The sequence below is a fragment of the Nocardioides sp. genome (genome assembly GCF_004803405.1).
Classification (GTDB): Bacteria; Actinomycetota; Actinomycetes; order Propionibacteriales; family Nocardioidaceae; genus Nocardioides; species Nocardioides vastitatis.
Window position 1 is genome coordinate 1 of record NZ_SSXI01000323.1, and the last position, 22,469, is coordinate 22,469.

The 22,469-nt window shown below is 70.4% G+C and carries 18 protein-coding genes; 15 read left to right on the forward strand and 3 right to left on the reverse strand.

Translation table 11 applies throughout. The annotated features are described in order from the left end of the window. Window positions 1–91: 91 nt before the first annotated feature. Entirely contained in the window at window positions 92–826 is a 735-nt protein-coding gene (locus tag E7Z54_RS22000; RefSeq protein ID WP_136436869.1) for a MerR family transcriptional regulator, read from the reverse strand. Between the two features lie 95 nt (window positions 827–921). Here E7Z54_RS22000 and E7Z54_RS22005 point away from each other — a divergent pair, with 95 nt between their 5' ends. After that, the gene (locus E7Z54_RS22005; RefSeq protein WP_136436870.1) at window positions 922–2,133 is read left to right on the forward strand and encodes an acetyl-CoA C-acetyltransferase; all 1,212 of its coding nucleotides are present in this window, start codon (window positions 922–924) and stop codon (window positions 2,131–2,133) included. A 128-nt stretch (window positions 2,134–2,261) separates the two neighbouring features. Beyond that, window positions 2,262–4,457, forward strand: a complete 2,196-nt coding sequence (locus E7Z54_RS22010) for a 3-hydroxyacyl-CoA dehydrogenase NAD-binding domain-containing protein (protein WP_136436871.1) — start codon at window positions 2,262–2,264, stop codon at window positions 4,455–4,457. A gap of 109 nt (window positions 4,458–4,566) precedes the next feature. On the opposite strand, the gene E7Z54_RS22015 is transcribed toward E7Z54_RS22010, so the two are convergent. After that, complete coding sequence (locus tag E7Z54_RS22015) at window positions 4,567–5,907, reverse strand: PLP-dependent aminotransferase family protein (protein ID WP_206056470.1); 1,341 nt, start codon at window positions 5,905–5,907, stop codon at window positions 4,567–4,569. 141 nt (window positions 5,908–6,048) lie between these two features. Between E7Z54_RS22015 and E7Z54_RS22020 the strand changes: the two genes are divergently transcribed. From E7Z54_RS22020 to E7Z54_RS22080, 13 genes are all read left to right on the forward strand, one after another. After that, the gene (locus E7Z54_RS22020; RefSeq protein ID WP_240769841.1) at window positions 6,049–6,888 is read left to right on the forward strand and encodes a nitrilase-related carbon-nitrogen hydrolase; all 840 of its coding nucleotides are present in this window, start codon (window positions 6,049–6,051) and stop codon (window positions 6,886–6,888) included. An 11-nt stretch (window positions 6,889–6,899) separates the two neighbouring features. Beyond that, window positions 6,900–8,333, forward strand: coding sequence for a dihydropyrimidinase (gene hydA / locus E7Z54_RS22025; protein ID WP_136436873.1), 1,434 nt, complete (start codon window positions 6,900–6,902; stop codon window positions 8,331–8,333). A gap of 23 nt (window positions 8,334–8,356) precedes the next feature. Then, the gene (locus E7Z54_RS22030) at window positions 8,357–9,379 is read left to right on the forward strand and encodes a TIGR03842 family LLM class F420-dependent oxidoreductase (protein WP_136436874.1); all 1,023 of its coding nucleotides are present in this window, start codon (window positions 8,357–8,359) and stop codon (window positions 9,377–9,379) included. 95 nt (window positions 9,380–9,474) lie between these two features. Continuing rightward, on the forward strand, window positions 9,475–10,356 hold the full coding sequence (locus E7Z54_RS22035; RefSeq protein WP_240769840.1) for an ABC transporter permease: 882 nt from the start codon (window positions 9,475–9,477) through the stop codon (window positions 10,354–10,356). Continuing rightward, window positions 10,353–11,174 (forward strand): ABC transporter ATP-binding protein, encoded by an 822-nt coding sequence (locus E7Z54_RS22040; protein ID WP_136436875.1) that lies wholly within the window; start codon window positions 10,353–10,355, stop codon window positions 11,172–11,174. The genes E7Z54_RS22035 and E7Z54_RS22040 overlap by 4 nt, the downstream gene beginning before the upstream one ends. After that, window positions 11,171–11,992 carry an ABC transporter permease gene (locus tag E7Z54_RS22045; protein WP_136436876.1) on the forward strand — a complete coding sequence of 274 codons (822 nt, stop codon included), beginning with the start codon at window positions 11,171–11,173 and terminating at the stop codon, window positions 11,990–11,992. Before E7Z54_RS22040 ends, E7Z54_RS22045 begins: the two co-directional genes overlap by 4 nt. Before the next feature lie 58 nt (window positions 11,993–12,050). Next, entirely contained in the window at window positions 12,051–13,232 is a 1,182-nt protein-coding gene (locus tag E7Z54_RS22050; protein ID WP_136436877.1) for an ABC transporter substrate-binding protein, read from the forward strand. Window positions 13,233–13,304: 72 nt separating this feature from the next. Beyond that, window positions 13,305–14,636: an aspartate aminotransferase family protein gene (locus E7Z54_RS22055; RefSeq protein WP_206056471.1), complete on the forward strand. Its 1,332-nt coding sequence runs from the start codon at window positions 13,305–13,307 to the stop codon at window positions 14,634–14,636. 5 nt (window positions 14,637–14,641) lie between these two features. Continuing rightward, window positions 14,642–16,144 (forward strand): CoA-acylating methylmalonate-semialdehyde dehydrogenase, encoded by a 1,503-nt coding sequence (locus tag E7Z54_RS22060; protein ID WP_136436878.1) that lies wholly within the window; start codon window positions 14,642–14,644, stop codon window positions 16,142–16,144. A 143-nt stretch (window positions 16,145–16,287) separates the two neighbouring features. Next, window positions 16,288–17,070, forward strand: coding sequence for an SDR family NAD(P)-dependent oxidoreductase (locus E7Z54_RS22065; protein ID WP_136436879.1), 783 nt, complete (start codon window positions 16,288–16,290; stop codon window positions 17,068–17,070). Then, a complete protein-coding gene (locus E7Z54_RS22070; protein ID WP_136436880.1) occupies window positions 17,067–18,128 on the forward strand; it encodes a phosphotransferase family protein in 1,062 nt (353 codons plus the stop codon). The genes E7Z54_RS22065 and E7Z54_RS22070 overlap by 4 nt, the downstream gene beginning before the upstream one ends. Before the next feature lies 1 nt (window position 18,129). After that, window positions 18,130–18,798 carry a histidine phosphatase family protein gene (locus tag E7Z54_RS22075; RefSeq protein ID WP_136436881.1) on the forward strand — a complete coding sequence of 223 codons (669 nt, stop codon included), beginning with the start codon at window positions 18,130–18,132 and terminating at the stop codon, window positions 18,796–18,798. A gap of 196 nt (window positions 18,799–18,994) precedes the next feature. Next, window positions 18,995–22,006: a S8 family serine peptidase gene (locus E7Z54_RS22080; protein WP_136436882.1), complete on the forward strand. Its 3,012-nt coding sequence runs from the start codon at window positions 18,995–18,997 to the stop codon at window positions 22,004–22,006. A 200-nt stretch (window positions 22,007–22,206) separates the two neighbouring features. Here the strand turns inward: E7Z54_RS22080 and E7Z54_RS22085 are convergent. After that, window positions 22,207–22,469: LPXTG cell wall anchor domain-containing protein (locus E7Z54_RS22085; protein WP_136436883.1), on the reverse strand; the 263-nt coding region annotated here is incomplete at its 5' end.

Here is a 22,469-nt window from a genome sequence, read left to right on the forward strand (position 1 = left end):
CAAGCGCGGTGGCGGCTCCGGTGGCTCGGGCGGCTCCGGCGGCTCTGGCGGCCACAGCCCCGCGTCGTTCAGCGGTCGTCGCTGACCTCGGTCAGCCCGCCGTGCCCGGCCGGGCCTTCACGGTCCGGGCGGCACGCGCCACGGCCGCTTCGTACGCCGTGACCAGGCCGCCGACCGAGAGCGGCTTGAGCCGCTCCATCACCTCGCGGAAGTGCTCGGACTCGACGTCGCCGTACGCGGGCGCCAGCTTGTCCTGGATGACCGCGGCGAGCTCCTTGGCCATCTGCTCGCCGTGCTCCTGGTAGACCGCGGCCGCAGCCACCGCCACCTCCCGAGGGAAGTCGAGCTCGAGCAGCCGCACGCCGATCGAGAGCTGGTTGCTCGCGACGAGGTACGACGACCCGCGGGTCCGTAGCACGCCGAGCGCCTGCAGCGTGGCGATGTCCTCGGCCGACAGGGCTCGCCCGGCCTTGGTCTCCAGCTGCCGGCGGTCCATCTCCACCGGGAGGTCGGACTGCCACGGCGCGAGCATGGTGCGAGCCAGCGCGATGTCCTCGGGCGTCGCGTCGTCGGGGATGCCGGCGACGTACCGCTCGATCGCGGACAGCGTGAACCCGTGGCTCTGCAGCTCCAGGACCAGCTCGATCCGCGCCACGTGGGTCGATGAGTAGTACCCGGAGCGCCCGCGCCGGATCGGCGGCGGCACCAGGCCGCGGGCGGTGTAGAAGCGCACCGTCCGCACGCTCATCCCCACCCGCTCGGTGAGCTCGTCGAGAGTCAGCAGGTCGTCCTGTGACCGCTCCGGACCACCCTCGCTCTTGACCATGACAGTAATAGTGTCACAATCGTTGGCGGGACACCCCTCCCCGTACGGCGCGCCCGTCGACCGCCGTGCACAACGCCTGAGAAACAAGGACGGTCATGGCAGAAGCATTCGTGTACGACCACATCCGCACGCCGCGAGGGAAGGGCAAGGCCAACGGCTCCCTCCACGAGGTGAAGCCGGTCGACCTCGCCGTCGGGCTCCTCGACGCTGTCAGGGAGCGCAACCCCGGCCTGGACCCGAACCGGGTCGACGACGTCGTCCTCGGCGTCGTGTCGCCGGTCGGAGACCAGGGCGGTGACATCGCCAAGACCGCAGCCATCGCCGCGGGCTACCCCGACACGGTCGCGGGCGTCCAGCTCAACCGCTTCTGCGCCTCCGGCCTCGAGGCCGTCAACCAGGCCGCCAGCCGGGTGCGCGGCGGGTTCGAGGACCTGATCATCGCCGGCGGCGTCGAGTCGATGAGCCGCGTGCCGATGGGCTCCGACGGTGGCGCCTGGGCGTCCGACCCGGCCACCGCGCTCAAGGCCGGCTTCGTGCCGCAGGGCATCGGCGCGGACCTGATCGCGACGGTCGAGGGCTGGAACCGCGAGGACGTGGACGCCTTCGCCGCCGAGTCGCACCATCGCGCCGCCAAGGCGTGGGCCAACGGCTACTTCGACGGCGCCATCGTGCCCGTCAAGGACATCAACGGGTTGACCGTGCTGGACCGCGACGAGACCGTGCGTCCCGACACCTCGGTCGAGGGCCTCGCCGGCCTCAAGCCGAGCTTCGCGCAGCTCGGCGCGGACGCCGGCTTCGACGACGTCGCGCTCGAGAAGTACCACTGGCTGGAGAGGATCAACCACGTCCACCACGCCGGCAACTCCTCCGGCATCGTCGACGGTGCCGCGCTCACCCTGATCGGCAGCGAGCAGGTCGGCCAGGACCTGGGCCTGACCCCGCGGGCGCGAGTCCTCGCCACCGCGGTCTCCGGTGCCGACCCGATCATCATGCTCACCGGCCCGGCCCCCGCCGCGCGCAAGGCGCTGGCCAAGGCCGGCCTCGAGGTCGGCGACATCGACCTGTTCGAGATCAACGAGGCGTTCGCCGCGGTCGCGATGCGGTTCATGCGCGACATGGGCATCAGCCACGACATCACGAACGTCAACGGCGGCGCGATCGCGATGGGCCACCCGCTCGGCGCGACCGGCGCGATGATCCTCGGCACCCTGATCGACGAGCTCGAGCGACGCGATCTGCGCCGCGGCCTCGCCACGCTCTGCGTCGGCGGCGGCATGGGCATCGCCACCATCGTCGAGCGCGTCTGACGGCCGGACCTCAACCCCGCGCCGAGTTGGGAGTTTCTGGGCGTCGAGTCGGTAGATCCGGCTCGCAACTGCCCACCCAAATCCCAACTCGACGCCCAAGAACTCCCAACTCGAACTCAAGGAATGGCATGACCACCGACACCCAGACCGCTGTGCGCTACGAGCGCGACGCCGACGGCATCGTCACCCTGACCCTCGACGACCCCACGTCCAGCGCCAACACCATGAACGAGCTCTACCTCGACTCGATGGAGAAGGCCGTCGACCGCCTCTACGAGGAGAAGGACGACATCACCGGCGTCGTCGTCGCGAGCGCCAAGAAGACCTTCTTCGCCGGCGGGAACCTCAAGAGCATGGCGAGCGCCACCCAGGACGACGCCCCGGAGATCTTCGCGATGGCCGAGCGGATCAAGGCCGGCCTGCGCCGCCTCGAGCTGTTCCCGAAGCCGGTCGTGGCCGCCATCAACGGCGCCGCACTGGGCGGCGGCTACGAGATCACGCTCGCCTGCCAGCACCGGATCGCCGTCGACGACAGCCGGATCAAGATCGGCCTGCCCGAGGTGACCCTCGGCCTGCTGCCGGGCGGCGGCGGCGTGACCCGCGCGGTCCGCAAGTTCGGCCTGCAGTCCGCGCTGATGGACATCCTCCTCGAGGGCAAGCAGTTCAGCCCCGCCGACGCCCTCAAGAAGGGCATCGTCGACGAGCTGGTGTCCAGCCAGGACGAGCTGGTCCCGGCCGCGAAGGCGTGGCTGAAGGCGAACCCCGAGGCGGCCCTCAACCCGTGGGACGCCCCCGGCTACAAGATGCCCGGTGGCTCGCCGAAGAGCCCCGCGCTGGCCGGCTTCCTGCCCGCGTTTCCCGCCCTGTTGCGCAAGCAGACCAAGGGCGCGGTCTACCCCGCCCCGCGCGCGATCCTCTCGGCCGCGGTCGAGGGTGCGCAGGTCGACTTCGACACGGCGTCGCGGATCGAGACCCGCTACTTCACCAACCTGGTGGTGAACCAGGGTGCGAAGAACATGATCCAGGCGTTCTTCACCGACCTGCAGGCCATCAACTCCGGCTCGCTCCGCCCGCAGGGCATCGAGCCGTGGAAGGCCACCAAGGTCGGCGTCCTGGGCGCGGGCATGATGGGCGCGGGCATCGCGTACGTCTGCGCGAAGGCCGGCATGCAGGTCGTCCTCAAGGACGTCGAGGTCGCGAACGCGGAGAAGGGCAAGGCCTACTCCGAGAGCATCCTGGACAAGGCGATCAGCCGCGGCCGCTCCACCGAGGAGAAGAAGGCCGAGCTGCTCGACCGGATCACGGCGACCGCCGACCCGGCCGACCTGACCGGCTGCGACCTGGTGATCGAGGCCGTCTTCGAGGACCCGTCCCTGAAGAGCAAGGTGTTCGCCGAGATCGCGCCGTACGTCGACAAGGACGCGCTGCTCTGCTCGAACACCTCGACCCTGCCGATCACCGAGCTCGCCACCGGCGTCGACCGCCCGGCCGACTTCATCGGCCTGCACTTCTTCTCCCCCGTGGACAAGATGCCGCTGGTCGAGATCATCACCGGCAAGGAGACCTCGGACGCCGCGCTCGCCAAGGCGTACGACGTCGTCCAGCAGATCCGCAAGACCCCGATCGTGGTCAACGACAGCCGCGGCTTCTACACCTCGCGGGTCATCGGGTTCATGGTCAACGAGGGCATGGCGATGCTCGCGGAGGGCGTCCAGCCGTGGAGCATCGAGCGGGGCACCACCTCGGCCGGCTACCCGGCTCCGGTGCTGCAGCTCTCCGACGAGCTGAACCTCGAGCTGATGTCGAAGATCGCCAAGGCGACCCGCGAGGCCGCCGAGCGCGACGGCTCGGCCCACACCGAGCACCCGGGCACCGCGGTCGTCGACAGGATGCTCGCCGCCGGCCGCGCCGGTCGGCTCCGCAAGGCGGGCTTCTACGACTACGACCAGGAGACCGGCAAGCGCCTCTCCCTCTGGTCCGGGCTGGGCGAGCTGTTCCCGGTCGCCGACGAGCAGCCGCCGATCGAGGACATCCGCGACCGGATGCTCTTCGCGGAGGCGCTCGAGACCGCGAAGTGCTTCGAGGAAGGCGTGATCACCTCGGCGGCGGCTGCGAACATCGGCTCGATCATGGGCATCGGCTTCCCGCCGATGACCGGTGGTGCTGCCCAGTTCATGACGGGCTACGAGGGCAGGGACGGCTCGATCGGACTCGACGCGTTCCTCGAGCGTGCCGACGAGCTCGCCGCGAAGTACGGCGACCGCTTCCGGGCCACCCCCTGGCTGCGGGAGCTGGCCGCCTCGGGCAAGGGCTTCCCCGCCTGACCGCCTGACCGCCTGACCGCCTGACCGTCCGGCCGCCGCGCTGCCGGCCCGAGTCACCCGCCGAGTCGGCACAACTGACGTCAGTTGTGCCGACTCGGCCCGTCTCGGGCTACCTCACGGCCACCTCGGCCAGCGCCGCGGCCACTGTCGCAGCGTCGTCGGGCGAGACCAGGCCAGACGTGACCCGCACGAACGCGGCGCCGTCCGGGTCGCCGGCGAGGAACGGGGTGCCGCCCGCGACGCGAATGCCCGATGCGGACAGGTGCAGCAGCGCCGCACGCTCGTCGTGGACGGGCAGCCACATGTTGATGCCGTCGGGAGAAGGTACGTCGATGCCGTGCGCGGCGAGGACCGTGACGAGCGTCCGCTGGCGCGCGAAGTACTGCCGCCGGGCCTCGCCGACCTCGTCCATCGACCGCGAGGACGTGAGCAGGTCGAGCAGGATGGTCTGCACCATCCGGGAGGTCCAGGCCGGCCCCAGCATGCGCCGGGCGACGATCCGGTCGATCATCGAGGCCGGGCCCGACATGGCCGCGATCCGCAGGTCGGGGCCGTGCGACTTGGAGTAGGACCGGACGTGCACGACCCGCTCGGGAAGCCACGTGCCGAGGCTGAGATCGGGCGCGGTGCTGATGCCCGCGGAGTGGTCGTCCTCCACGATCCAGGGCATTTCGTGCGTGGCACGCCGCAGCGTCCGCACCAGCTGCTGGGCCCGGACCGCGTCGGTGACCACCCCGGTCGGGTTGTGCGCGCGGGGCTGCAGCACCACCGCGACCGGGCGGGACGCGAGCGCCCGCCGCAACGAGTCCGGTCGGATCCCGCCGTCGTCGAGCTCGACCGGCACCACCTCGCCCCCGAGCGTCTCGACGAGGTCGAAGAACGGCGGGAACCCGGGGGACTCGAGCACCACGCGGTCGCCGTACGAGACGACCTGCTCGAGAGCCCGTGCCACGCCGTCGGTCGCACCGTCGACGACCGTGAGCGCCTCGGCGTCGTAGGGCCAGGAGCTCTCGAGCACCTCGCGCAGCTCGGGGAGCACCGGCTCGTCCTGGTAGGTGAGCGTCCCGGCACGCTGCGAGACGCGGTGCAGCGCCGGCTCCAGCGACGGCAGCAGGCGCGGGTCCGGCGTGCCTCGGGAGAGGTCGAGGCGCAGGCCGTCCGGACCCGCGCCGACCAGCCCGCGCTGGCGCGGCGACAGCCAGGGCGTGGGGCTGTCCTTGACGAACGTCCCCGCCCTCCCGCGCGAGACCACCAGACCGGTACGACGGAGCGCCTGCCAGGCGGCCGACACGGTCGCGGGCGACACACCCAGCTGCGCAGCGACGTCGCGCACCGTCGGCAGCCGGTCCCCGGGGGAGAGATCCCCGGCCCGGATGGCACGGCTGAAGGCCCCGGCGATGCCCGGGGGGGACCGGTCCGCGAGGGCGGTCAGGTCCAGTGAGCCACGCACGGACACCTCCTCGGGGGCCGATTTTTGCCGAGAGCCTTGACAGACCGGAAATGAAAGCGAAATGTTCAGCACTCAGGATAACGAAACCTCGGGCGAGACCGCGTGACCCCTACGACCCCTCGGAGGTGGGCCTTGACCATCGTGCGTGCTGCCATCACCCAGACGACCTGGACCGGCGACAAGGAGTCGATGCTCGACAAGCACGAGCAGTTCGCGCGGGAGGCCTCGGCGCAGGGCGCGCAGGTGATCTGCTTCCAGGAGCTCTTCTACGGGCCGTACTTCGGCATCACCCAGGACCAGAAGTACTACCGCTACGCGGAGCCGGCCGACGGCCCGACCGTGCAGCGGTTCGCGGCCCTCGCCGCCGAGCTCGAGATGGTGATGCTGCTCCCGATCTACGAGGAGGAGCAGACCGGGGTCTACTACAACACCGTCGTGGTGGTCGACGCCGACGGCACCATCCTCGGCAAGTACCGCAAGCACCACATCCCGCAGCTGGAGAAGTTCTACGAGAAGTTCTACTTCCGGCCGGGCAACCTCGGCTACCCGGTCTTCGACACCGCGGTCGGCAAGGTGGGCGCCTACATCTGCTACGACCGCCACTTCCCCGAGGGCTGGCGCGAGCTCGGCCTGGCCGGCGCGCACATGGTGTTCAACCCCAACGCGACCAAGCCCGGTCTCAGCAACCGGCTGTGGGAGGTCGAGGGGCCGTGTGCGGCCGTCGCCAACGGCTACTTCGTCCTCCAGCCCAACCGCGTGGGCATGGAGGACAACGAGTACGGCGCCGAGGCGGTCGACTTCTACGGCACCTCGCAGGTGATCGACCCCCGCGGCAACTTCGTCGGTGAGCGCGGCTCCGCGGAGAAGGAGGAGCTCCTGGTGCGCGACCTCGACCTGGACATGGTCCAGCAGATGCGCGACGACTGGCAGTTCTACCGCGACCGCCGCCCCGACTCCTACCGCGCGATCGCCCGGCCCTGAGGGGAGCTCGAATGGCTGACCTGATCATCAAGGGCGGCACCGTGGTCAACGCCACCGGCACCGCCGAGGCCGATGTCGTCATCGACGGGGAGAGGATCTCGGCCCTGCTCGCACCCGGTGTCGCCGACAGCATCGGCATCGACGGCAACGCCAGCAGAGTCATCGACGCGACGGGCAAGTACGTCATCCCGGGCGGCATCGACGCCCACACCCACATGCAGCTGCCGTTCGGCGGCACCCAGGCCTCCGACACCTTCGAGACCGGCACCACCGCGGCGGCGTGGGGCGGCACCACCTCGATCATCGACTTCGCGGTGCAGAAGTACGGCGAGCGGGTCGAGGACGGGCTCGGCCACTGGCATGAGCTTGCCGACGGCAACTGCGCGATCGACTACGGCTTCCACCAGATCATCGGCGGTGTGGACGAGGAGTCGCTGAAGGCGATGGAGACCCTCGTCGACGAGGGGATCACCTCCTACAAGCTGTTCATGGCCTACCCGGGCGTCTTCTACAGCGACGACGCGCAGATCCTGCGCGCCATGCAGAAGGCGCGCGAGCGGGGTCTGCTCACCATGATGCACGCCGAGAACGGGCCCGCGATCGACGTGCTCGCCGCGCAGCTGGCGGAGTCCGGCAAGACCGCGCCGTACTTCCACGGCATCGCGCGCGCCTGGCAGATGGAGGAGGAGGCGACCCACCGGGCGATCATGCTGAGCGACCTCACCGAGGCGCCGCTCTACATCGTGCACATGAGCGCGAAGCAGGCGGTCGAGCAGGTCGCGTGGGCGCGCGACAAGGGCAAGAACGTCTTCGGCGAGACCTGTCCGCAGTACCTGTACCTGTCACTGGAGAAGCAGCTCGGCGCTCGAAGCGAGGAGTGGGGCGACTTCGAGGGCGCGAAGTGGGTCTGCTCGACCCCGTTGCGGTCGGAGGAGGAGGGCCACCTCGAGGCGATGTGGCAGGGCCTGCGCACCAACGACCTCCAGATGGTGTCGACCGATCACTGCCCGTTCTGCATGAAGGACCAGAAGGAGCTGGGGCGGAACGACTTCCGCGCCATCCCGAACGGCATCGGCTCGATCGAGCACCGCGTCGACCTGCTGTACCAGGGCGTCGTCGACGGCCGGATCTCCCTGCCGCGCTGGGTGGAGCTGATCTCCACCACGCCGGCGCGGATGTTCGGTCTCTACGGGAGGAAGGGCGTGATCCAGCCAGGGGCGGACGCCGACATCGTGGTCTACGACCCGAACGGCCACACGTCCATCGGCGTCGGCAAGACGCACCACATGAACATGGACCACTCCGCCTGGGAGGGCTTCGAGATCGACGGCCACGTCGACGTCACCATCTCCCGCGGCACGGTCCTCGTCGAGGACGGGCGGTTCACCGGCACCAAGGGACACGGCCGGTTCCTCAAGCGCGACCTCACCCAATATCTCGTCTAGGCATCGAAGGGCATGGACCACTGATGGATTTTGGTGTCGTACTCCAGACCAATCCGCCTGCTTGGCGAACTGTGGGGCTCGCCAAGCAGGCGGAGGAGCACGGGTTCGACTACGTCTGGACCTTCGACTCCCACCTGCTCTGGCAGGAGCCCTATGTCATCTACTCGGCCATCCTCGCCGAGACCAAGCGGGTGATCGTCGGGCCGATGGTGACCAACCCGGCCACGCGCGACTGGACCGTCACCGCGTCGGTCTTCGCGACCCTCAACGAGATGTACGGGAACCGCACGGTCTGCGGCATCGGCCGCGGCGACTCGGCCGTCCGCGTGCTCAACGGCAAGCCGACCACGCTCAAGGAGGTCCGCGCGGCCACGCACGTGATCCGCGAGCTCGCCAACTGCCGGCCGGTCGAGCACAACGGCTCCACCCTCCAGTTCCCCTGGGCGCGGACGTCCTCGCTCGAGGTGTGGGTGGCGGCATACGGCCCGCTGGCGCTCAAGACCGCGGGGGAGGTCGGGGACGGCTTCATCCTCCAGCTCGGCGACGTGGACGTCGCGAAGTGGATGATCGCCCAGGTCCGGAAGGCGGCCGCCGAGGCGGGCCGCGACCCGGAGGCGTTGACGTTCTGCGTCGCCGCTCCGGCATACGTCGGCACCGAGGACCAGCTCGGCCACATGCGTGACCAGACCCGCTGGTTCGGCGGCATGGTCGGCAACCACGTCGCCGACATCGTCTCGAAGTACGGCGAGGAGGGCGATTTCCCCGACGTCCTCACCGACTACATCAAGGGTCGGACCGGGTACGACTACAACACCCACGGCAAGGCGGACAACGACCACGTGGACTTCGTGCCGGACGAGATCGTGGACCGGTTCTGCCTCCTCGGCACGCCCGAGCAGCACATCGCCAAGCTCCAGGCGCTGAAGGCGATCGGCGTCGACCAGTTCGCGGTCTACCTCCAGCACGACAACAAGGAGGAGACCCTGCGGGTCTACGGCGAGTCGATCATGCCCGTCCTCCGTGAGCACGTGACGGCGAAGGCATGAGCGCGAGGAACCCCAACGGAGGGACGCCGAGCCCCGGCGAGGCGTGCCGTCGTGAGGTACAGCAGCGTCCACGTGAAGAAGACAGGGCATAGCTCTTGGCACGAATCTGGAGCCGCTTCCGCGCCGTGATCCTGGGCGTCCTCGGGATCCTCGCCGTGGTCGGCGCATGGGACATGTACAAGGCGTTCGGGCCCGAGCAGGGCGTGCTGGTCGGGGAGACCCGGATCCTGCCGCGCACCACCGACCTCGCCATGCCGCACTCCTGGGAGATGCTGCAGCGCTTCGGCGAGCCGGTGACCGCACTGTCCGGGGCGCCCGACGCCTTCAACGCGGTGTACGACGCCAGCCTGTTCTCGCTCGGACTGGCCGCGCGCGGGTGGGTGATCGGGGTGGTGGTCGGGCTGCTCCTCGCTCTGCTGATGAGCGGGTTCCGGATCGTCGAGTCCGCACTGCTCCCGTGGGTGGTGCTGAGCCAGACCGTGCCGCTGATCGCGATCGCGCCGCTGGTGCGCCGCTGGGGCTCGGAGATCGAGATCGGCAGCTACATCTGGACCAGCCAGGACTCGGTCGCGGTGATCGCCGCCTACCTCGCGTTCTTCCCGGTCGCGGTGGGCGCGCTGCGTGGGCTGAAGTCGCCGGAAGCCACGCACCTGGACCTCATGCGCGCCTTCGGCGTCGGCTGGTGGCTCACCCTGGTGACGCTGCGGATCCCGGCCAGCGTGCCCTACCTGCTGCCGGCGCTGCGACTGGGCGCGGCGAGCGCCGTGATCGGCGCCGTGGTCGCCGAGGTCTCCATCGGCCTCAAGGGCGGGCTGGGGCGGATGGTCATCGACTACGCCGTCGCGGCCAGCGGGGACCCGGCCAAGCCGTGGGCACCGATCTTCGGGGCGGTGGCGATCGGGCTGGTCGCCGCCGGCGCGATCGGGCTGCTCGGCCTCGCCCTCCGACCGTTCCGACTGACAGGGGTAGCTCAATGAACCACCCGGCGATCGAGGTGCGCGGCGTCAACCGCGTCTTCGGCAAGGGGCGCAAGCAGGTCGACGCGCTGAGCGACGTCGACCTGACCGTCGCCGACGGCGAGTTCGTGTCGCTGATCGGGCCGAGCGGGTGCGGCAAGAGCACCCTGCTGCGCCTCGTCGCCGACCTCGACGTCGCGACGTCGGGCGAGCTGGCGGTGTTCGGGAAGAGCGCGCGTCAGGCCCGCCTCGACCAGGAGTACGGCATCGCCTTCCAGCAGTCCGGGCTGCTGCCGTGGCGCACGGTGGCCGGCAACGTCGAGCTTCCGCTGAAGCTGCATGGCGTCAGCACGGAGATCCGCCGCCGCCGGGTGGCAGAGCTGCTCGAGCTGGTCGGGCTCAGCGACTTCGCCAAGAGCCACCCCGACCAGCTCTCCGGCGGCATGCAGCAGCGGGTCGCGATCGCCCGGGCGCTGGCCGAGAGCCCGCGCCTGCTGCTGATGGACGAGCCGTTCGGCGCTCTCGACGAGATCACCCGCGAGCGGATGCAGAACGAGCTGGTCCGGATCTGCGCGGAGACCGGTGCCGCGGTGCTGTTCGTGACCCACTCGATCCCGGAGGCGGTGTTCCTCTCCGACCGGGTCGTGGTGATGTCGCCGCGGCCGGGCCGGATCACCGGGATCGTGGACGTCCGCGCCGACGGGATGGTCGCCGCCCACGACCGCTCGGCCGGCGCCCGCGACGAGGAGGGGTTCTTCCGCGCGGTGGGCGAGGTCCGCAGCCTCCTGCACGGGACCCCGGCGCCCGCCGTCACCGCCCGAGGAGTCGACAGCAGATGACCACTGTCGCGGAGGTCTCTCCGGCCAAGGACACCCGCGCCCGGCTCCCGATCGCCGAGGTGCGGTGGAGCACCGTGCTCGCCCCGCTGCTGCTGGGCGTCCTCGCCCTCGTCGCCTGGGAGTGGCTCGTGGAGGGGCTGGAGGTCGAGCCCTACGTGCTGCCTGCGCCGAGCGCGATCTGGGAGCAGATGACCCTCAACACCGGCAACATCGTCGACGGCGCCACCGTGACCGGGCGGAACGCCCTGATCGGCACCGTGGCCGGTGCCGTGGTCGGTGTCGCCGGCGCGATGCTCGCAGGAACGTTCCGCTTCCTCGACCAGATGGCGGCGCCCGTCGTCGCGGCGCTCGCAGTGATCCCGATCGTCGCCCTCGCGCCCGTGCTCTACTCGATGTACGGCGCCGCGGCCGACACCGGCCGGATCATCGTGGCCGGGCTGTCGGTGACGATCCCGGTCTACCTCAACACGCTGCGGGGGCTGCGGCAGGTACGCGCCGTCCACCGTGACCTGATGACCGCCTACGCCGCCGGGCCGGTGCAGGTGATCCGCTCGGTCACGCTGCCCACCGCGACGCCGTACGTCTTCACCGGCCTGCGGGTCGCCTCCTCGCTCGCGGTGATCGCCGCGCTGATCGCGGAGTACTTCGGTGGCCCGATCGGCGGACTCGGGAAGTCGATCACGTCCTCGGCTGCGAGCAGCAACTACCCGCTGGCATGGGCCTACGTCACCGGCGCCATCGTGCTCGGGCTGCTGTTCTACGTCGTCACCCTGCTCGTCGAGCTGTGGTTCTCGCGCCACCACCGGTCCGGTGGTTGAGGTCCGAGCGAAGCGAGCCTCGAAGTCCCCGAGCCCCCTGAGCAAACAGGAGATACAGATGAAGCCAACACTGAAGCTGGGCGCCGCCGTCGTCGCCCTCGGACTGGTCGCCTCCGCGTGCGGAAGTGACGGAGGCGGCGGCTCGTCGGAGGTCGACGTGGCCGCCAACGAGGACTGCGCGACGCGGACGCAGGAGGCGCGGGACGCCGGTGAGCTCACCGAGGTCTCGCTGCAGCTCCAGTGGGTCTCGCAGGCTCAGTTCGCGGGGTACTACGCCGCCGTCGCGGAGTGCTACTACGTGGACGAGGGCCTCGACGTGAAGATCGTCGAGGGTGGGGTCGACATCGTGCCCCAGGACGTGCTCGCCTCCGGCGACGTCGACTACGCGATCTCCTGGGTGCCGAAGGTGCTCGGGTCGATCGAGCAGGGCGCGCAGATCACCAACGTGGCGCAGATCTTCGAGCGCAGCGCCACCACGCAGATCTCCTTCAAGGACAAGGGCATCGCCGAGCCGGCGGACCTGAAGGGGAAGGCCGTCGGCAGCTGGGGCTTCGGCAACGAGTGGGAGCTCTTCGCCGGCATGCAGTCCGCGAACGTCGGCGTGGACGACATCAACCTGGTGCAGCAGGCGTTCGACATGAACGCCTTCCTCGCCGGCGACATCGACGCGGCGCAGGCGATGACCTACAACGAGTACGCCCAGGTTCTGGAGACGGTGAACCCGAAGACCGGGGAGCTCTACCAACCCGAGGACCTCAACGTCATCGACTGGAACGACGTCGGCACCGCCATGCTCCAGGACGCGATCTGGGCGCAGACCGAGAAGCTCTCGGAGGAGGCCTACCAGGAGCAGACGGTCGCGTTCATCAAGGCGTCGATCAAGGGCTGGGCCTTCGTCCGCGACAACCCCGAGGACGCCGCGACGATCGTGGCGGAGTCCGGCTCCGAGCTCGGCGAGAGCCACCAGCTCTGGATGACCAACGAGGTCAACAAGCTGATCTGGCCGTCCACGAACGGCGTCGGCATCATCGACGCGGCCGCGTGGAAGCAGACCGTCGACATCGCGCTCAACACCAAGAACGAGACCGGCGCCACGATCATCAGCAAGGAGCCGCCCGCGACCGCCTACAGCAACGAGTACGTCGAGCAGGCGCTCGAGGAGCTGGAGGCCGACGGCGTCGACACGAAGGGCGAGGGCTTCGAGCCGATCGAGGTCACGCTCAACGCGGGCGGCAAGTAGCCGCACCGACACCGGGGTGGGTGGTCCACCGGCCGCCCACCCCTCGATCACACCACTGCGAAAGGGTCGACGATGGTGACGACAGCCCAGCAGTACACAGACCTCGACGCGCGCGCGGCCGAGCTCGATCGTTCGCACGTGTTCCACTCCTGGAGCGCACAGGCGGCGCTGGCGCCGCTCGTGGTCGCCGGCGGTCTCGGGACCAGGGTCTGGGACCACTCCGGCCGCAGCTACCTCGACTTCGCCAGCCAGCTGGTCAACGTCAACATCGGGCACCAGCACCCCAGACTGGTGGAAGCGATCCAGGAGCAGGCCGCGACCCTGGCCACCATCGGGCCGGCCACCGCCAACCTCACTCGTGGCGAGGCCGCCCGGCGGATCGTCGCGAGGGCGCCCGAGGGCATGAACAAGGTGTTCTTCACCAACGGCGGCGCCGACGCCAACGAGAACGCGATCCGGATGGCGCGCCTGCACACCGGCCGGGACAAGGTGATCTCGACCTACCGCTCCTACCACGGCAACACCGGTGCCGCGATCGTCTCGACCGGCGACTGGCGCCGGGTGTCCAACGAGTACGCCCGCGGGCACGTCCACGTGTTCGGCCCCTACCTCTACCGCTCGGAGTTCTGGTCGACCACGCCGGAGGAGGAGTGCGAGCGCGCTCTGCGCCACCTGCGCCGGGTGATCGAGTGCGAAGGGCCGGCGGGCATCGCCGCGATCCTGCTCGAGACGGTGCCGGGGACCGCGGGGGTCCTGGTGCCGCCTCCGGGCTACCTGGCCGGTGTCCGCGCCCTCGCCGACGAGTTCGGCATCGTGCTGATCCTCGACGAGGTGATGTGCGGATTCGGCCGGACGGGCGAATGGTTCGCGTTCGACGCGCACGGCGTCGTACCGGACCTGGTGACCTTCGCGAAGGGCGTCAACTCCGGCTACGTCCCGGTCGGCGGGGTCGTCATCAGCGACGCGATCGCCAGCACCTTCGACGACCGGGTCTTCCCCGGTGGGCTCACCTACAGCGGCCACCCGCTCGCCGCGGCGTCGATCGTCGCCTCGATCGACGCGATGGAGGAGGAGGGCATCGTCGACCACGCCAGGCAGCTCGGCGCCGAGGTGATCGGCCCCGGCCTCGCGGCGCTGGCGAACAGGCATCCGGTGGTAGGCGAGGTCCGTGGCGCCGGGGTCTTCTGGGCCGTCGAGCTGGTCGCCGACCGCAGCACCAGGGAGCCCCTGTCGGCCGCCCTGATGGGCCGGGCGAAGGCCGAGCTGCTCGGCCGTGGCCTGATCCCGTTCATCGCAGACAACCGCATCCACGTCGTACCCCCGTGTGTCGTGACCGCCGACGAGGTGGCCGAGGCACTCAAGGCGTACGACGCCGTCCTGACCCTGCTCGACGAGGAGATCTGATTTCCATGACTGAGGTACTCGACCACTGGATCGCCGGCCGACCCGACGCCGGCGCCGCTGGTGACGCCGGCCGGACCGGCCCGGTCTACGACCCCGCGCTCGGCCAGGTCTCCAAGCACGTCCGCTTCGGCAGCGCCGCCGACGTCGACCGGGCGGTCGGCGTCGCGAGGGAGGCGTTCGCCAGCTGGGGAGAGGCGTCGGTCGCGAAGCGCCAGCAGGTGATGTTCGCCTTCCGCGAGCTCCTGAACGCCCGCAAGGGCGAGCTCGCGGCGATCCTCACCTCCGAGCACGGCAAGGTGCTCTCGGACGCGGCCGGCGAGGTGGCGCGGGGGCTGGAGGTCGTCGAGTTCGCGTGTGCCATGCCGCAGCTGGCGAAGGGCGCGTTCTCGCAGAACGTCTCCACCGACGTCGACGTCTACTCCGTCAAGGAGCCCCTCGGCGTCGTAGGCATCATCAGCCCGTTCAACTTCCCGGCGATGGTCCCCATGTGGTTCTTCCCGATCGCGATCGCGACCGGCAACACGGTGGTCCTCAAGCCCAGTGAGAAGGACCCGAGCGTCGCGAACTGGATGGCCGCGCTGCTCCAGGAGGCCGGCCTGCCCGACGGCGTCTTCAACGTCGTCCACGGCGACAAGGAGGCGGTCGACGCGCTGCTCGTCCACCCCGACGTCGCGTCGATCTCGTTCGTGGGCTCCACGCCCATCGCGCGCTACGTCTACGAGACCGCGACCGCGAAGGGCAAGCGGGTGCAGGCACTCGGCGGGGCGAAGAACCACATGCTCGTCCTGCCGGACGCCGACCTCGACCTGGTCGCCGACTCCGCGGTCAACGCCGGGTTCGGATCCGCCGGCGAGCGGTGCATGGCCGTGTCGGTGGTGGTGGCGGTCGAGCCGATCGCCGACGAGCTGATCGACAAGATCAAGGACCGGATGGGCAAGCTGGTGATCGGTGACGGCCGGCGCTCCTGCGACATGGGGCCGCTGATCACCCGGGAGCACCGCGACAAGGTGGCCGGCTACCTCGACGTCGCCGAGGCCGACGGAGCGTCCCTCGTCGTCGACGGCCGCGGCGTGGAGGTGGACGGCGCCGCCGACGGCTTCTGGCTCGGCCCCACCCTGATCGACAAGGTGGCGACGACCTCCGCCGTCTACACCGACGAGATCTTCGGACCAGTGCTGTCGGTGGTGCGGGTGGCGTCGTACGCCGAAGGGGTGGAGCTGATCAACGCCGGGCCCTACGGCAACGGCACCGCGATCTTCACCAACGACGGCGGTGCCGCGCGTCGCTTCCAGCGCGAGGCGGAGGTCGGCATGATCGGCATCAACGTCCCGATCCCGGTGCCGGTCGCCTACCACTCCTTCGGCGGCTGGAAGGCGTCGCTGTTCGGCAACGCGAAGGCCTACGGTCCGCACGGCGTGGAGTTCTTCACCCGTGAGAAGGCCGTCACCTCGCGGTGGCTCGACCCCTCACACGGTGGGCTGAACCTGGGGTTTCCGCAGCACACGTGAGGGGTGGGGGTGCAGGAATCGCCGGTTCACCGGTGATTCCTGCACTTCACGGCCATTGCAACGCCCCAGAAGTGCCAGGAAACCCCCGCCCACCCCGCCAACACCGCCGCCGCTGCCGTCGCGCCGACCATTAGTCTCGCCGGGTGACCGAACCCAACCCGCCACGTGTCCTGATCACCGGCGCGGCCTCCGGGCTCGGCGCCGCCCTGGCCAGCGCCTGGGAGGGCCGGGGCGCCACCGTGCTGCGCACCGACCGCTCCGCGTCGGCGGGCGTCTTCCGGCTCGACGTCACCAGCGACGCCGACTGGGCCGCTGCGCGTGACCACGTCGAGCAGGCCTGGGGCGGACTGGACGTGCTCGTCAACAACGCCGGCATCGCCGGTGGCGGACGCCTCGATGTGGCTGGCCTCGACGAGTGGCAGCGCCTCGTCGACATCAACCTGCTCGGCGCGGTGCGTGGCACCGCGGTCTTCACGCCGGTCTTCAAGCGGCAGGGCAGCGGCCGGGTGGTCAACGTGGCCTCCCTCGCCGGCCTCGTCCATCCGGCCGGCATGGGCGGCTACAACGCGACGAAGGCGGCGATGGTCGCCCTCACGGAGACGACCGGGCACGAGCTCGCGTCCCATGGGGTCAGGGCGCACGTGGTCTGCCCGTCCTACTTCCGAACGAACCTGATGTCCGCCGTCGAGGGCCGCGACACCGCGCTCCAGGCGGTGATGGCGAGGCTGGTGGCGGACGCACCGCTCGGACCGGACGAGATCGCCGGAGCGGTGCTGGAGGCCATCGATCGCGACGAGGAGCTGATCCTCCCCGACCCGGCGGCAATGGCGGCCTACCGGCTGAAGCTGGCCGACCGCGCGTCGTACGACGTCGTCATGCGGGCGCAGGCGCGCAGGCTCGACGAGATCGCCGAGGACAGGTCATGACCGAGACCCGGGACGAGAGCCGGCCGGTGCGCGAGGAGGACGCCTTCGACGTCGCGGCCGTCGAGGCATGGCTCGGCCGAGGCCCGATCGCCGACGTCCGCCAGTTCCCCGGCGGCGCCTCGAACCTGACCTACCTGCTGCGGATGGAGAGCGGTCCGGAGCTGATCCTGCGCCGCCCGCCGGTGGGCACGAAGGCCAGAGGCGCGCACGACATGGGCCGCGAGTACCGGATCCAGGCGGCGCTCGAGCCGGTCTTCCCGCAGGTGCCGACGATGGTCGCCTACTGCACCGCGGCCGACAGCCCGATCGGGAGCGAGCTCTACGTGATGGAGCGGGTGGACGGTCTGATCCCGCGCCGGGACTTCGGCGTCCCAGTCACCCCCGAGCAGGCAGACACCCTCTGCGCGAAGGCGGTCGACGCCCTCGTCGCGCTGCACGCCGTCGACGTCACCGCCGTCCCCGACCTCGCCGCCCTCGGCAAGGGGGAGGGGTACGTCGCCCGGCAGGTGGGCGGGTGGACCAGGCGCTTCACCGACGCGCGCACCGACGACACCGGCGACTGGACCGACATCACCACATGGCTCGACGAGCACCAGCCGCGGGACGCCGGCCAGTGCCTGATCCACAACGACTTCCGCTTCGACAACATGGTGCTGCGGCGATCCGGGGACGGCGGGTTCGCGGTCGTGGCGCTGCTCGACTGGGAGCTCTCGACCGTCGGCTGCCCGCTGATGGACCTCGGAGGTGCGATGGCCTACTGGGTGCAGGACGGGGACGACGAGCTCTTCCAGCAGTTCCGTCGTCAGCCCACCACCATTCCCGGGATGTGGTCGCGCGAGCAGTTCGTCGCGGCCTACTGCCGCCGCACCGGCATCAGCCTGACCGAGGAGCAGTGGAGGTTCTACGAGGTCTTCGGCCTGTTCCGGCTCGCTGTCATCGCCCAGCAGATCTGGTACCGGTACGCGACCGGCCAGACGACGAACGAGGCCTACGCGGTCTTCGGCCCGGCCGTCGGCTACCTCGAGCAGCGCTGCCGTCAGATCCTCACCCGGTCCTGACATGGGTCTCCTGCTCCTGATCCGGCACGGCCAGGCCTCGTTCGGTGCCGACGACTACGACGTCCTGTCCGACACCGGCTGGGAGCAGGCCCGCCTCCTCGGACGCTGGCTGGTTGACACCGGCACGGCGCCGGCCTCGGTGGCGCACGGCGGGATGCGCCGGCATCGCGAGACCTGGCAGGGGCTGGCAGAAGGTGCCGGCTGGCGGGACCGGGCGCCGGTGATCGACCCGGACTGGGACGAGTTCGACCACCTCGCCGTGCTCGAGCGCCACGCCGTCGTCACCGGTGAGGCGATCCGGCACGACGCCGACCGGCCGGCGTTCCAGGCCCGCTTCGAGACCGCGACCGGGCACTGGGCGGCCGCAGGCATGGACGGCGGCTACCCCGAGCCGTACGACGCCTTCGTCGCGCGTGCCCGCCGCGCCCTCGAGCGCGCGGCCGGTCTCCCCGGTCCCGGCGTCGTCGTCACGTCCGGCGGCGTGATCGCCGCTCTCGCCGCGGTGCTGGTGCTGTCGCGCGACGCGCCGGTCGGTCCGGTGTGGACGCGGTTCAACACGGTCATCGCGAACTCCTCGGTCACCCGTGTGATCGTCGGCCGCAGCGGCGCTCGGCTGCTGACCTTCAACGAGCACGCCCATCTGCCGCGTTCGCTGGTCACCTACCGGTGACGGAGCCGGCGCGGAGGCCCGCGCGGAGCCCGCGCAGAGGCGCAGTGCGCGAGGGCCGGACCCGGTCACTTCTCCTGCCGCGGGGGGGCTTGACGCGGTGGATCTTCGGGGCTTGGGTGTCCGGGACGGACAAGGTCCGTTGCGGTGACGTGCTCTCCGGCGTCTCCGTCCCCTTCTCGGCTTCGGAGGAGACCGCATGCTCGTCTCGGAACCGGGTGCCCAGCGCGCCCGTCGACTTCCTGCCGCTCTGGCTCTCGCGATCGCGGCGCTGCTCGCCCTCACGGCAGCGCTCGGTGCGCCCGCACTGGCGGACGACCCCGGGCCCGGTGCAGACGACGGAGAGGGTCGGTCCGCCACCAAGGCCGACCTCCAGCGGTTCAAGGCGGGTCGTTACATCGTGATGCTGGCGGCACCGCCGGCCTCGACCTACAGCAAGACCCGGGCGAAGCCCGGCAAGCAGTTCGATGCGCGCGGCGCCGGCGTCGCGTCGTACTCGAGGACGCTGAAGACGCGCCACGACACCATCGCCCGCGACCTCGGCTTCGACGTCGACCGGCACTTCACGATCGCCGCCAACGGCTTCGTCGCCGACCTCACCGCGAAGCAGGCGACCGAGCTCGCCACCGACCGGCGGGTGCTCATCGTGCAGAAGGACTCCCTCGTCTACGCCGACACCTGGAACACGCCCGATTTCCTCGGCCTCACCGGCAGGAACGGTGTCTGGCAGAGGGTGGGCGGACAGGAGAAGGCGGGTGACGGCATCGTCGTCGGCGTCATCGACTCCGGCATCTGGCCCGAGTCGCGCTCCTTCTCCGGTGCGCCGCTCACGTCCAAGCCGAAGGGTCGGTGGAAGGCGAAGCGGTCCGGCACGATCACCTCGATGAGGAAGTCCGACGGCAACCTCTTCCGTGGCGAGTGCGAGGTCGGTGAGGAGTTCACCGTCGGCGCCTGCAACCACAAGCTGATCTCGGCGCGCTACTTCCTCGACGGGTACGGCGAGCACCGCACCATCGAGGAGGACTACATCTCCCCGCGCGACGGCAACGGCCACGGCACGCACACCGCGTCCACCGCCGCCGGCAACAACGTCGCGGACGTGAGCACCGAGGGCGTCGACTTCGGCACCGTCTCCGGGATGGCGCCGGGGGCCAAGATCGCCTCCTACAAGGCCCTGTGGGCGACCGCCGACGGTCGCGCCAGCGGCACCACCCGTGACCTCGTCGCCGCCATCGAGCAGGCGGTGACCGACGGTGTGGACGTCATCAACTACTCGATCTCCGGGCCGACCGACACGGTCCTCGAAGCGGCCGAGATCGCGTTCGAGGGTGCGGCGGAGGCCGGGGTCTTCGTCGCGGCGTCTGCCGGCAACTCGGGCCCCGGTGCCTCGACCGTCGCGCACAACAGCCCGTGGGTGACCACGGTCGCGGCGAGCACGCACACTTCGTTCGAGAACACCGTCGTCCTGGGTGACGGACAGCAGATCGTGGGGGCCTCGATCAGCCGCACCGCCCTGCCGAACACGCCCCTGGTGGACGCAGCCGACGCCGGCAACGGCTCCATGTCGGACGCCGACACGTCGTTGTGCGCGTCCGGCAGCCTGGATCCCGCGACCGTCGCGGGCACGATCGTGGTCTGCCGACGCGGGGTCTACGACCGGGTCGCCAAGAGCGCCGAGGTGGAGCGGGCCGGCGGCGCCGGCATGATCCTCGCCAACGTCACCGAGGGGAGCCTGGACGCGGACTTCCACGCGGTGCCGACGATCCACGTCTCCCACACCGACTCCCCGGCGGTCTACGACTACCTGGACTCGGCGGGCGCGGCGGCGACGGCGCGCTTCGAGCTCGGCAACCTCAGCGGAGAGGAGACCCCGGTGCCGCAGATCGCCGGGTTCTCCTCGCGCGGTCCCGCGGCGTCCGACGAGAGCGACCTGCTCAAGCCGGACATCGCGGCACCGGGGGTGAGCGTCCTGGCTGCGGTGGCCCCTCCGTCCAGCGACGGCCGTGACTACGACCTGGCCTCGGGTACGTCGATGTCGGCGCCGCACATCGCCGGTCTCGCGGCGATCGTGCAGGGGGTCCACCCGCGATGGACGCCGATGCACATCAAGTCGGCGATGATGACGACGGCGACCGACCTGAAGGACGCCGCCGGCGCACCGTCGCAGGACCTGTTCGCGCAGGGGGCCGGCCACGTCAACCCGAAGTCGTTCCTCGACCCGGGCCTGTTCCTCCTCTCCGACTGGGAGCAGTGGTACGGCTACATCTCCGGCCTCGGCCTGGACACGGGTGTGCCGGCGATCGAGCCGAACGCGGTCAACCTGCCGTCCCTGGCCGAGGGCCATGTGATGACCGAGACCACGCTGACCCGGACCTTCACCGCTGCTCGCAAGGGCATCTGGCGGGTGTCGGTCGACGTCCCCGGGTTCAGCAGCACGTCCAGCAGGGCGGTGGTCCGCGCATCGCGGGCCGGTCAGGAGATCCCGGTCGCGTTCACCTTCCAGCGCACCAGCGCGCCGCTGAGCCAGTGGGCGTTCGGCCACATCACGATGACCGGCCCGACGAAGGTGCGACTCCCCGTGGCGCTGCGGCCGGTGTCGGTGAAGGCGCCCACGTCGGTCAGCGGTACGGGCACCGCCGGCTCGACGAACGTGCCGATCACCGGTGGCTTCACCGGCGACCTGCAGGTCTCGACCGCGGGTCTGGTGAAGGGTCAGGTCGCCGAGGGTGCGCTGCCCGAAGGCGACTACGCGCTGGAGTGCGTGACCATCGGGGCAGGCAACGACCTCGCCCAGTTCGACCTGGTCGCGCCGGACAGCACCAGCGACCTCGACATGTTCGTGTACGCGGCGGAGTCGTGCGACCCCAACACCATCTACGCCGTGGCGGGCGAGGCGGCGACGCCGTCGCCGGGTGAGACGTTCTCCCTCGAGAACGCCCCGGCCGGGACCTACATCGTCGAGGTTGATGCCTTCGCCGCCGGTCAGCAGGGTGAGCCGGTGCCGTACTCGCTCCGGGTCTACGACCTCGGCGGAACCCCGTCGGTCGGCGGCCTGGCCGTCGACCCGAACCCGGTTCCGGTCACCACCGGCGGCGACACGTCGTTCGACGTGTCGTGGAGCGGGTTGGAGGCGGAGTCCCACTACTTCGGGCTCCTGGGATACGACGGAGCGCCCAACTCGACCTACGTGTACGTCGACACCACGCCGTAGCGCGGCGCGCCGCACGAAGGGCCGGTCCCGTTCGGGACCGGCCCTTCGTCGTACGTCATGGAAGACGTCGGCGCGGGTACTGGTGGGTCATGCGAACCCTCGTGACGATCCTGATCGTCGTGCTCATCGTCGTCGCCATCCTCTACCTGCTGCGGCGGGTGCGCTGACCGAGGCCGGCACCGTCGTCCGCCGCACCGTGCTCAGCTGACTCCGCGTCGGCCGCGCACGAGCGCCAAGCCCGCCAGCAGGCTGCTGCCTCCCAGCGCCAGCAACCACGGGCTCATCTCCGCACCCGTCGCCGGCAGGGTCGACCGCTCGACCTCGTCCGCGGCGGCAGCCTCGTCCGCGACCGCAGCCTCGTCCGCGGCGGCAGCCTCGTCCGCGACGGCAGCCTCGTCCGGTGCGGCGTCGTCCGGTGCGGCGTCACCCGGTGCAGCGTCGTCCGGTGCGGCGTCACCCGGTG

Excerpts from the sequence above, each read along its gene's own strand:
- E7Z54_RS22060 (WP_136436878.1), top strand. The coding sequence starts at position 14,642 with ATGACTGAGGTACTCGACCACTGGATCGCCGGCCGACCCGACGCCGGC.
- E7Z54_RS22030 (WP_136436874.1), top strand. The coding sequence starts at position 8,357 with ATGGATTTTGGTGTCGTACTCCAGACCAATCCGCCTGCTTGGCGAACT.
- hydA (WP_136436873.1), top strand. The coding sequence starts at position 6,900 with ATGGCTGACCTGATCATCAAGGGCGGCACCGTGGTCAACGCCACCGGC.
- E7Z54_RS22040 (WP_136436875.1), top strand. The coding sequence starts at position 10,353 with ATGAACCACCCGGCGATCGAGGTGCGCGGCGTCAACCGCGTCTTCGGC.
- E7Z54_RS22000 (WP_136436869.1), bottom strand. The coding sequence starts at position 826 with ATGGTCAAGAGCGAGGGTGGTCCGGAGCGGTCACAGGACGACCTGCTG.
- E7Z54_RS22005 (WP_136436870.1), top strand. The coding sequence starts at position 922 with ATGGCAGAAGCATTCGTGTACGACCACATCCGCACGCCGCGAGGGAAG.
- E7Z54_RS22050 (WP_136436877.1), top strand. The coding sequence starts at position 12,051 with ATGAAGCCAACACTGAAGCTGGGCGCCGCCGTCGTCGCCCTCGGACTG.
- E7Z54_RS22080 (WP_136436882.1), top strand. The coding sequence starts at position 18,995 with ATGCTCGTCTCGGAACCGGGTGCCCAGCGCGCCCGTCGACTTCCTGCC.
- E7Z54_RS22075 (WP_136436881.1), top strand. The coding sequence starts at position 18,130 with ATGGGTCTCCTGCTCCTGATCCGGCACGGCCAGGCCTCGTTCGGTGCC.
- E7Z54_RS22010 (WP_136436871.1), top strand. The coding sequence starts at position 2,262 with ATGACCACCGACACCCAGACCGCTGTGCGCTACGAGCGCGACGCCGAC.
- E7Z54_RS22070 (WP_136436880.1), top strand. The coding sequence starts at position 17,067 with ATGACCGAGACCCGGGACGAGAGCCGGCCGGTGCGCGAGGAGGACGCC.
- E7Z54_RS22055 (WP_206056471.1), top strand. The coding sequence starts at position 13,305 with ATGGTGACGACAGCCCAGCAGTACACAGACCTCGACGCGCGCGCGGCC.
- E7Z54_RS22045 (WP_136436876.1), top strand. The coding sequence starts at position 11,171 with ATGACCACTGTCGCGGAGGTCTCTCCGGCCAAGGACACCCGCGCCCGG.